Annotated in this window: 10 protein-coding genes; 3 read left to right on the forward strand and 7 right to left on the reverse strand. The window is 60.5% G+C overall.

Annotated features, from left to right (window positions below; translation table 11 throughout):
• Positions 1 to 103: 103 nt before the first annotated feature.
• The 3 genes from AB6804_RS27605 to flgL all read left to right on the forward strand — a co-directional run bounded on the left by AB6804_RS27605 (position 104) and on the right by flgL (position 5,058).
• Positions 104 to 856, forward strand: a complete 753-nt coding sequence (locus AB6804_RS27605; RefSeq protein ID WP_370889166.1) for a flagellar brake protein — start codon at positions 104 to 106, stop codon at positions 854 to 856.
• Between the two features lie 1,008 nt (positions 857 to 1,864).
• Entirely contained in the window at positions 1,865 to 3,808 is a 1,944-nt protein-coding gene (flgK, locus tag AB6804_RS27610; RefSeq protein WP_370889162.1) for a flagellar hook-associated protein FlgK, read from the forward strand.
• Positions 3,809 to 3,819: 11 nt separating this feature from the next.
• Positions 3,820 to 5,058: a flagellar hook-associated protein FlgL gene (gene flgL, locus AB6804_RS27615; RefSeq protein WP_370889163.1), complete on the forward strand. Its 1,239-nt coding sequence runs from the start codon at positions 3,820 to 3,822 to the stop codon at positions 5,056 to 5,058.
• A gap of 906 nt (positions 5,059 to 5,964) precedes the next feature.
• On the opposite strand, the gene fliR is transcribed toward flgL, so the two are convergent.
• The 7 genes from fliR to fliL all read right to left on the reverse strand — a co-directional run bounded on the left by fliR (position 5,965) and on the right by fliL (position 10,499).
• Positions 5,965 to 6,759, reverse strand: a complete 795-nt coding sequence (fliR, locus tag AB6804_RS27620) for a flagellar biosynthetic protein FliR (RefSeq protein WP_370889164.1) — start codon at positions 6,757 to 6,759, stop codon at positions 5,965 to 5,967.
• Between the two features lie 10 nt (positions 6,760 to 6,769).
• Complete coding sequence (fliQ, locus tag AB6804_RS27625; protein ID WP_035962223.1) at positions 6,770 to 7,039, reverse strand: flagellar biosynthesis protein FliQ; 270 nt, start codon at positions 7,037 to 7,039, stop codon at positions 6,770 to 6,772.
• A 17-nt stretch (positions 7,040 to 7,056) separates the two neighbouring features.
• Positions 7,057 to 7,797, reverse strand: a complete 741-nt coding sequence (gene fliP / locus AB6804_RS27630; RefSeq protein WP_229754047.1) for a flagellar type III secretion system pore protein FliP — start codon at positions 7,795 to 7,797, stop codon at positions 7,057 to 7,059.
• A 237-nt stretch (positions 7,798 to 8,034) separates the two neighbouring features.
• On the reverse strand, positions 8,035 to 8,547 hold the full coding sequence (gene fliO, locus AB6804_RS27635) for a flagellar biosynthetic protein FliO (RefSeq protein WP_035962226.1): 513 nt from the start codon (positions 8,545 to 8,547) through the stop codon (positions 8,035 to 8,037).
• Positions 8,544 to 8,978, reverse strand: a complete 435-nt coding sequence (gene fliN, locus AB6804_RS27640) for a flagellar motor switch protein FliN (protein WP_035962228.1) — start codon at positions 8,976 to 8,978, stop codon at positions 8,544 to 8,546. Before fliN ends, fliO begins: the two co-directional genes overlap by 4 nt.
• The gene (gene fliM, locus AB6804_RS27645) at positions 8,971 to 9,972 is read right to left on the reverse strand and encodes a flagellar motor switch protein FliM (protein ID WP_035962230.1); all 1,002 of its coding nucleotides are present in this window, start codon (positions 9,970 to 9,972) and stop codon (positions 8,971 to 8,973) included. The genes fliN and fliM overlap by 8 nt, the downstream gene beginning before the upstream one ends.
• Before the next feature lie 35 nt (positions 9,973 to 10,007).
• Complete coding sequence (fliL, locus tag AB6804_RS27650) at positions 10,008 to 10,499, reverse strand: flagellar basal body-associated protein FliL (RefSeq protein WP_370889165.1); 492 nt, start codon at positions 10,497 to 10,499, stop codon at positions 10,008 to 10,010.
• Between the last annotated feature and the right edge of the window lie 363 nt (positions 10,500 to 10,862).

Here is a 10,862-nt window from a genome sequence, read left to right on the forward strand (position 1 = left end):
CGCTAACTCGTGGACGACAAGTACCGTAGCGAGGCGGGCGGCTCGCCGCGCGGCGTCGAGAGGCGGGGCGATGCGGGGAGAAAACATGAACACGGCCAGCACCATGAACACCAATCACAAGCATGACTTTGCCGATGACGACTGCGACCACGAAGTGGATTTCGGGCGTCGGAATCCGCTGGAGATCGGCGTATCGCTGCGCAATCTGGCGAATCGCGGCGACTTTCTGACGGCGCAATATGGCGACGCGCAGATCGTCACGCGCCTGCTGGATGTCGATGTGACGTCACATCGATTCACTTTCGACTGGGGCGGCGTGGCGGAGCAGAATCGCGATCTGCTGCGTGCGCAGAAGCTTATTTTCCATGCTGCGCCTGAGGGCGTGCGGGTCGAATTTACGACGGCGACGCCGCGCCAGACGGTGTTCGATGGCCGGCCTGCGTTCGAAGCGGAGTTTCCGCCGGTGCTGTATTACATGCAGCGTCGCGAGTATTTCCGTGTGGAAGCGCCGGTGCTCGATCCGTATATTTGTAGCGGAACGCTGCCGGATGGGGATCGGTTTCGCTTTGAAGTGCATGATTTGTCGCTGGGCGGCGTTGCGTTGCGCACGTCGGACGAGCGGGTTGCGGACATGGAGATGGGCGTTGTTATTCAGGATGCTGAATTGCACTTCACCGCTACGGGGAAGGTGACGCTCGATATCATGCTCGTATCGCATCGGGAGTCGCTGACGCCCAAGGGCGATCGGCGGTTCACGCTCGGGTTCAAGTTCAATTCCATGCCGGGGTCGGCGGAGAATACGCTTCAGCGGCTTATTACGCAGTTGGAGATGAAGCGGCGGGCGCTCGCTAAGTGAGGGCGGTTGTTCTTGGCAACCGCCGGTTGGGCCGCTTTCGTTCTTGCGCGGCGGCGCGGGTTGTTCTTTGTTCGTTGAGCTTGTATTCGTGTCGGTCTATTAGGTCGCCCCTCCCCGGGGCGGGGGTCACTTTCTTTGCCGCTGCAAAGAAAGTAACCAAAGAAAGCAGCTTTTTTCTGAACCGCACGATGCACTAACTTGTGTGGTCACTTCGTAGAACATCGGTGGCCCTCAGCTTGAAAGAGCCTTGAATCACCTTCCACGCCCGCTGACTACTAACGTCCTCCGAGCCCCTTGGCTCGTCAAAACCAACTGCGCGCTAGGCGCCACGCTGCAACTCAAGTGCTGACGGACTGACTCGAAGCTGCTTACTGAGGCTGCCGTTCAAACTCCGCGCTTCGTTGCTATTGCACCGCTTCAGTCGCGCGACGCTCGTGATGAGCCACTACAACGCGAGCGACGTTCAACCGTGCAAGGCTATCCCGCCTTTGAGACGCTGACTGCTGCGTGATCTTGCGCTGTACACGTGCCTGTTTTTTCTTCAGATGTCCGATCAGCGTTAATTGTGCGTAGCGCGTGATGCCCCATTGGTGTTAACGAGCCAAGGGGCTCGGAGGACGTTAGTAGTCAGCGGGCGCGGAAGGTGATTCAAGGCTCTGTCAAGCTGAGGGCCACGGATGTTCTACGAAGTGACCACGCGTACTGTGCTTCGGGCCTAAAAAAAGCTGCTTTCTTTGGTTACTTTCTTTGCAGCGGCAAAGAAAGTGACCCCCGCCCCGGGGAGGGGCGAGCTAATAGACCGACACGAATACAAGCTCACCAAAAAAGAGCCCAAAACAACCGCCACTTCGGCAGATAAAAACCAAAACACAAACCCGATAATCAACAAAGCCAAGTTCCGGCTAAAGGAACCCAAACCATCCGCCGATATAAGGCACAACGGCAAGAGCGCGAGCGCAGCAGCAGCACGCACGCCCCCGCGGGCAGCGAAAAAAGGAACCCCCGTCAATGTCCAACAACCTCTTCAACATCGGCCTGTCGGGCTTGAACGCGGCCCAATGGGGCCTGACGACGACCGGTCAGAACATCAGCAACGCCGCGACTCCGGGCTATACGCTCGAAAAGGTCGCGTATCAGGAATCGTCGGGGCAATACACCGGCTCGGGCTATCTCGGCAGCGGCGTGCAAACCGCCACCGTCACGCGCCAGTACAGCCAGTACCTCACGACGCAAGTCAACAACACGCAATCGTCGAGCAGCGCAGCGAACACGTACTACACGATGATCTCGCAGCTCAACAACCTCGTCGGCGATCCGACGCAAGGCATCGCTGCAGGCATCACAAGCTACTTCTCCGGCCTCCAGTCAGTCGCGAACGCCGCAAGCAGCTCCGCGTCGCGTCAATCGCTCGTCAGCAGCGCGCAAACGCTCGCCAATCAACTGACGTCGGCCGGCGAGCAATACGACCAACTGCGCCAAAGCGTCAACACGCAACTGACCAGCGCCGTATCGTCGATCAACAGCTACGCGCAGCAAATCGCCGATCTCAACAAGCAGATCAACATCGCCGGCGCATCGGGACAGCAGCCGAATCAGCTGCTCGATCAACGCGATCAGGCAGTGTCGAAACTAAGCTCGATGATCGGCGTGCAAGTCGTGCAGCAAGACGGCAACTACAACGTGTTCATCGGCAACGGGCAGCCGCTCGTCGTCGGCAATACGCAATATGGATTGCAAACCGTCGCGTCGCCGTCCGATCCGAGCGAACTCACCGTCGCATTCAAGAGCCGCGACGGCTCCACGCCGACCGCCGCGCAGACCCAATACATCGACGACTCCGCGCTCACCGGCGGCGTCGTCGGCGGACTGATCTCCTTCCGCAACGAAACGCTCGATCCGGCGCAGGCGCAACTCGGCGCCATCGCCACCAGTTTCGCCGCGCAACTCAACGGGCAGAACGCGCTCGGCCTCGACCTCAACGGCAACCCGGGCGGCGCACTGTTCTCGACGGGCGATCCTGTCATCTACGCCGACGCTCGCAACAAGGGCACGGGCAGCGTCGCGGTCTCGTTCGCCGATCCGACCCAGCCGACGACCAGCGACTACGACGTCACCTTCGACGGCACCGACTACCAGGTGACCGACAGCGCATCGGGCAAGGCGCTCGGCAGCTTCTCCGCCGCGGATGGCGAAGGCACGGTCGCCGGCCTGAAGATCACCGTGTCCGGCACGATGCAGAAGGGCGATTCCTTCTCGATCCAGCCGACGCGCGCCGCGCTCGACAACTTCGCACTCGCGACGACCAGCGCCGGCGCCATTGCGGCGGCGTCGCCGGCGGTGTCGTCGGCGTCGACGAGCAATACCGGCACGGCGGCGATCACATCGGCGACGGCCGCGGCGGGCTATACGATGCCGACGGGATCGGGCATCACGCTGACGTACGACTCGGCGGCGAGCGGCTTTACGTCCAATGTCGATGTGACCGTGAACGGCACCACCTATGCCGCGAATTCGACGATCCCCTACGACTCGTCGAAGGGTTTGACGGTCACGTCGAACGGCATCAGCGCGACGATCAGCGGCAAGCCCGCCGATAACGACGCGTTCACCATCGCCCCGAACAAGGGCGGCACGAGCGATGGCAGCAATGCGCTGGCGATGGCGAAACTCGTGTCGGCGAAATCGCTCGATGGCGGCAGCGAGACGCTGACGAACTCCTATGCGGCGTACGTGAACACCATCGGCAATCAGACGAACCAGCTCAAGGCGACGAGTTCGTCGCAGACCGCGCTGCTCAATCAGGCGACGACGGCGCAGCAATCCGTGCAGGGCGTGAACCTGAACGAGGAAGCGGCGAATCTGATTCAGTATCAGCAGCTTTACCAGGCGAACAGCAAGGTGATCCAGACGGCGTCGAGCCTGTTCCAGACGCTGCTCGGCATCTTCAATTAAGGCGAACCGCGATGCGTATTTCCAGTTCCCAGTACTTCAACATGAACGTCGCTTCGATGAGCGACCAGCAGAGCACGCTTGCGTCGATGTATCAGCAGATCTCGGCGGGCAAGCGCATTCTGACCGCATCGGACGATCCGCTCGGCGCCGCGCAGGCCGTGCAACTCACGCTGCGTAGCGGCGCGCTTTCGCAATACAGCACGAATCAGACGACGGCGCTGTCCGCGTTGCAGCAGGAAGACTCGACGCTCAGCGAAGTGAGCAGCGTGATGCAGAGCATTCAGTCGAAGCTCGTTCAGGCGGGCGACGGCTCGCTCAACGATTCGAACCGTGCGGCGGTCGCCGATGCGATCAAGGGCTATCGCGACCAGCTGATGGGCCTGGCCAACACGACCGACGGCAGCGGCAACTACATCTTCTCGGGACTGAAGGGCGGCACGAAGCCGTTCTCGGACGATCCGTCGGGTGTGGGCACGACCTATTCGGGCGATTACGGCCAGCGCACGATGCAGATCAGCGAGGGCCGCTCGATTGCCGTGGGCGATACGGGCGCATCGATTTTCCGCAGCGTTTCGGCGACTGAGAGCGATCCGGTATCGAGTGCGGCTTTGGGCAACACGGGAACGGGCACGATCAGTGCCGTGAGCGTGGAGGACACGAGCAATCCGAACAACGCGAGCACGTACACGATCAAGTTTTCGGTCGATGCGACTGCTGGCACGACGAGCTATTTGGTGACGGCGACGCCGCCGGATTCATCGCTGCCGACGACGCCGACTGCGTACACGGGCAAGACGGACATCACGCTTGGCGGACAGAAGGTGACGATCGGCGGCGTGCCTGCGAACAACGACACGTTCACGGTGCAGCCGGCGGCGACGGACAACAACGACATCTTTGCGACGCTCGATAACCTGGTCAATGCGCTGAAGCAGCCGACGGGTACGTCTGGCGCGCAGGCGGCGCTCGTCAATGCGCTGACGACGGCCGGGACCAAGATCAACAATACGTTCAATAACGTGCTGTCGGCCCAGACGGTTGTTGGCGGACGCGAGCAGGAAGTGCAGTCTACGCAGACTGCGATGCAGACGACGCAGACGCAGACCGCGTCGGATCTGGCGAATCTCACTAGCATCGATCTCGTGTCGGCGATTAGCTCTTATGAGTTGACACAGACTTCGCTTCAAGCCGCGCAGATGGCTTTTACTCAAATTCAGAAGATGTCGTTGTTTGATTATTTGGGTGGTTGAGGTTCGTTTTTTTTCGTTGAACTTGTATTCGTGTCGGTCTATTAGCTCGCCCCTCCCCGGGGCGGGGGTCACTTTCTTTGCTGCTGCAAAGAAAGTAACCAAAGAAAGCAGCTTTTTTTCGAACCGCACGAAGCACTAAGTTGTGTGGTCACTTCGTAGAACATCGGTGGCCCTCAGCTTGAAAGAGCCTTGAATCACCTTCCACGCCCACTGACTACTAACGTCCTCCGAGCCCCTTGGCTCGACAACACCAGTGGAGCACCACGCGCCACGTGCCACACACCATCAACGCTGACTGAACCTTCGAAACACAGAACAGGTATGGAGCACAGCGGCAAGGTCATGCAGCAGTCACCTTCCGAAGGCGGGAATACCTTTGCAGGATCGAACGCCGCTCGGCGGCGCAGGCCGGCTCATCACGAGCGTCGCGCGACAGAAGCGGTGCAATCAGTAAATGAGGCAGAGCTTGAGCGGCAGAGGCCTTGGTAAGCATGTCTCGAGCGAATCCGGCCAGCCCTTAGTTTTTGCGTGGCGCCTAGTGCGCAGTCGGTGTTGACGAGCCAAAGGGCTCGGAGGACGTTAGTAGTCAGCGGGCGCGGAAGGTGATTCAAGGCTCTTTCAAGCTGAGTGCCACTGCTGTTCTACGAAGTGAGCACACAAGTCTGTGCTTCGTGCGGTTCGAAAAAAAGCTGCTTTCTTTGGTTACTTTCTTTGCAGCGGCAAAGAAAGTGACCCCCGCCCCGGGGAGGGGCGCGCTAATAGACCGACACGAATACAAGTTCAACGAAAATCAAGCGCCAGTTGCGAAGCAAGAAAAAACGCTGCTTTCTTCGGTAACCCCCGCCCCGGGGAGGGGCGAGCAAACAGACCGACACGAATGCAAGCTCAACAACAGAAAGAAGCCTCTCAGAACATCCCTTGCGCAACGCGCCCCACCTGTGCGATCCCCGAATCAAAGACCCTTAAAAAGAACGGCAAAAGATTCGGCACCATGAGCTGCAGGAGAAGCAACCCAACGAGCATAGTGACAGGAAATCCAACCTGGAAAATCCCGATCTGCGGCGCAGCCCGATTAAGAATCCCGAGCGCGAGATTGGCGATGAGCAACGCAGCAACAACCGGCAGCGCCAGCAACAGCCCCGTAGCAAAGATGCTTCCGCCGTAGCCAACAAGCACCCTCCACCCCTGCGCATGAGAAGCCGCAGCAACGACATTCGCCCCGATGGGCACGTTCTGAAACGTAGTCACAAGCGCGCCGATCAACTGCAGATGCCCATCGAAGACGAGAAACGCGAGCATCGCCAGTGTGTTGAGGTATCGCGATATGACCACCGCATTCCCGCCGGCGCGCGGATCATAGAGCATCGCGAAGCCGAGGCCCATCTGCTGCCCGATGAACTCGCCCGCCGCATCGATAGCGGCAAACGCGATCTGCATCGTCATTCCGATAGCCGCGCCGATCAGAAACTGATTCACGATGATCCACACGCCCGCCGCCGAGAACACCGTCGCGTCCGGCATGGCCGGCAACGTCGGCGCAACGATCAGCGTCACGAAGGCCGCCAGCGCGATCTTCACGCGCATCGGAATGGCCATGTGGCTCAGGATCGGCGCGGTGGCCACGAGCGCGAGAATACGCACGAACGGCCAGAGGAACGCGGTCAGCCAGACATTGAGCTGCGCATAAGTGACGGAGAACATCGCGGCGAACTCAGCCCGTGATGCCGGGCGTGATGGTGAACACGTGCCGCATGTAGTCGAGCAGCGTGGACAGCATCCACGGCCCGGCGATGACCAGCGTCACCGCAACGGCAATCAGCTTGGGAATGAACGATAGCGTCGACTCATTGATCTGCGTGGCCGCCTGAAACAGGCTCACCACCAGGCCCACGACGAGCGCCACCAGCAACAGCGGCGCAGCCAGCAACAGCGCGACATACATCGCCTGATGCGCCATCGTCATGACGGATTCGGGTGTCATTTCAAAGTCTCACGGAATCAGGAAACGAAGCTCTGCGCGAGCGAGCCGATCAGCAATTGCCAGCCATCGACGAGCACGAACAGCATCAGCTTGAACGGCAGCGCGATCGTCGACGGCGATACCATCATCATGCCCATCGACATCAGCACGCTCGCCACCACCATGTCGATGATGAGAAACGGAATGAAGATCGTGAAGCCGATCTGAAAGCCCGTCTTCAATTCGCTGGTGACGAACGACGGCACGAGCAGCGACAGCGGCACGTCCTCGGGGCCGTTCATCGGCGGAGCCTTGGAAATGCGGGCGAAAAGCGCAAGATCCGATTCGCGCGTCTGCTTCAGCATGAACTGCTTGAACGGCGCGACGCCGCGCGTCATCGCCTGTTCCATCGCGATTGTGCCTTCGGAAAAGGGCTTGTACGCGTCGTTATACGCCTTGTCCAGAACCGGCGACATCACGAAGAACGAGAGAAAGAGCGCCAGTCCCACGATCACCTGATTCGGCGGCGTGCTCGACGTGCCGAGCGCCTGACGCAGCAGCGACAGCACGATGATGATGCGCGTGAAGCTCGTCATCATCAGGACCATCGCGGGGAGAAACGACAGCATCGTGAGCAGCAGCATCGTCTGCACACTGAGCGAATACGTCGTGCCGCCGTTAGGGCCGGGGCTCGTGTTGAAAGCGGGCAGACCCGCCGTGCTTTGCGCGAAGGCCGCGTACGGCATCAACGCGATGACAACGGGCAGCGCGAGTTTCATTCCGCGCACGATGTTCCGACTGACCTGCATTACTTGCTCCCGCCTACGAAAACGTAGTCATGTTCGACAGGCTGAATTGTTGACCACGCCGCTCGCAAACGATGGCGCGAAAAGAGGGGGGATTAGGGGCTAACTCCCTCCATTGCGAGCGACGTTTCAGCGCGTTTCCGAGCGATGAAACGCAAAGGCGCGCGACCCTCGCGGACCGCGCGCCCTGTACCGCTGCACTGCGAAGACTTACTTGCCGCCGACGAACTTCTGCATGCGCTTGTTCGCTTCGCCCGCGAGAGCATCGCGGAAACGCTGGCCGAACGAACCTTGCAACGTTTGCGCGGACGACGGCGCTTGATCCGTGACGCCTTCCACTTCAGCCGATCCCGCGGGCATCGTATGCAAGAGCCGCACGTTGCCGGGCCCCGCGCCGAGCACGAGCCACGTACCGCCGACTTCGACGACCGCGACGCGCTCCTTGTTGCCGAGCGATGCGCCGCCGATCACTTTCACGAGTCCGCTTCGCTTGCCGCCCTGATAGCCGAGCTTGCGCGCGAGCCACGCACAGCCGAACACGAAGCCGATCACGATGACGAGGCCGAGCAGCGTCTGCAACACGGCGCCGAAACCGAGCGACGGCACCGCGCTTCCCGCGCCGACGCTCGATGCGATCTGCGCGGCATGATTGACCGCGTTCATGTCGGCGGCGCGAGCGAGGAGGGGAGCGGCGAACAGCGCGCCAGCGGCAATGCGTTTCATCGATTCAGCTTCCGGATACGTTCGGACGGCGTGATGATGTCCGTCAGGCGAATGCCGAACTTGTCGTTCACGACGACCACTTCGCCTTGCGCGATGAGGCAGCCGTTCACGAGCACGTCCATCGGCTCGCCGGCGAGACCGTCGAGTTCCACGACCGAGCCTTGCGCGAGCTGCAACAGATTGCGAATGGCGATCTTCGTGCGTCCCAGCTCCACCGTCATCTGCACGGGGATGTCGAGGATCATCTCGATGTCGTTGCGCGTCGACGGCGTCGCGGCCTTCGACAGCGGCTGGAATACGCCGGCGGAGGCGACGGGCGTATCGTTGCCGTTCTGTTCGGCGAGCGCGGCAGCCCAATCGTCCATGGCCATTTCCTCGTTGTTCGAAACGGTCGCGCCGGGCTGCGTGTCTTCCTGCATCAAATCACTCATAACTACCTTCCTTCGGGGAATCGCTTGCGCTGATCATCTTCTGGACGCGCAGCGCGTATTGACCATTGAAAATTCCGTAGCCGCATTCCATGACGGGCACGCCATCCACTTTGGCGACGACGTGCTCGGGAATGTCGATCGGCAAGACATCGCCCACGCGCATGTTGAGCAGCTTTTCGAACGACGAGCGAACCTCCGCGAGATCCACCGTCAGTTCCACTTCCGCCGATTGAACCTGTTGCGACAGCACGCGCACCCAGCGGCGGTCCACTTCGAGCGCTTCACCCTGTATCGGCGATGAGAGCACGTCACGGATCGGTTCGATCATCGAGTACGGGAAGCAGATGTGCAGCGTGCCGCCCGTCGAGCCGAATTCGATCGTGAACTGCGTGACGATGACGATTTCGTTCGGCGTCGCGACGTTCGCAAACTGCGTGTGCATCTCCGAGCGCATGTATTCGAACTGCAGCGGGCGCACGCTGCGCCAAGACGCCGCGTAGTGTTCGAACACGAGGTTGAGCAGCTTGTGGATGATGCGCTGTTCGGTCTGCGTGAACTCGCGGCCTTCGACGCGCGTATGAAACCGCCCGTCGCCGCCGAAGAGGTTATCGACGACGAAGAACACGAGGTTCGGATCGAACACGAACAGCGACGTGCCGCGCAGGGGCTTCACGTGGACGAGGTTCAGGTTCGTCGGGATCGGCAGATTGCGGGTGAATTCGCTGTACTTCTGCACCTTCACGGGACCGACGGAGATTTCCGCCGAGCGCCGCATGAAGTTGAAGATTCCGACGCGCATGAGTCGCGCGAAGCGATCGTTGATGATTTCGAGGCCGGGCATCCGGCCGCGGACGATGCGTTCCTGCGTCGCGATGTTGTAGGGACGCACGCCGGCGCCCGGCTTGTTCTCGTCGGAGACCTGGTCTATTTCGCCGGTGACGCCTTTGAGGAGGGCATCGACCTCCTCTTGCGACATGAATTCTTCGTGGCCCATGACTCTTTCCGTTTCTTTAGATTGATGCCGCGGGCTTACTGGACGACGAACTCGGTGAAGAGCACTTCATCGACGTGGGCGGGCTGCTCGGGCGTGCTGGCGATGGTTTCGACTGCGCTGCGCAGTTCGGTTGCGAGCTTGCGTTTGCCGTCGATGGTCGCGAGTTCTTCCGGATGCTTGGCCGACAGGATGAGCAGCACGCGGCTGCGGATTTCCGGCATGCGTTCGGTGAGGGCGGCCTGGCCTTTTGCGTCCTTGAGCTTGAGCGTCAGGCCGACGCGCAAGTAGTGCATGATGCCGTCGTCGGCTTGGAGGTTGACGGTGAGCGAGTCGAGCGGGAAGAACACGGGCGGCGGCACCGGCGCGGGTTTCGCGGGGCCGTGGTTCGTCTTGCCGAGCAGGAAATAGGCGCCGCCGGCGCCTGCGCCGAGCAGGACGATTGCGCCGATCGCGATGATCAGGATGCGCTTGAGTTTGCCGCTCTTCGCGGGAACGATGGGTTGCTGGTTTGCGGTCGTGGTAGCCATGAATGCGTGCCTCTTTCGATAGGATGCATTGTTCGCTATCGCGGGTGGTTGTGATGGGGGGAATAGAGGGGGGTTTCGGGGCTATCTCGTACGTTTGGGGTTTTCGGTTCTTTTGCGCAACCGCGCGGGGTGTTCTTTCTGTTGTTGAGCTTGTATTCGTGTCGGTCTGTTTGCTCGCCCCTGCCTCTGCCCGGGGCGGGGATAACCAAAGAAAGCAGCTTTTTTCTTTGCCTTGCAACTGGCGTTCGTTTGTCGTTGAGCTTGTATTCGTGTCGGTCTATTAGCTCGCCCCTCCCCGGGGCGGGGGTCACTTTCTTTGCCGCTGTGTATAGACCGGAGACATGGGTAACACCTGTGTCAGGA

Source organism: Caballeronia sp. RCC_10, assembly GCF_041360715.1.
Classification (GTDB): Bacteria; Pseudomonadota; Gammaproteobacteria; order Burkholderiales; family Burkholderiaceae; genus Caballeronia; species Caballeronia grimmiae.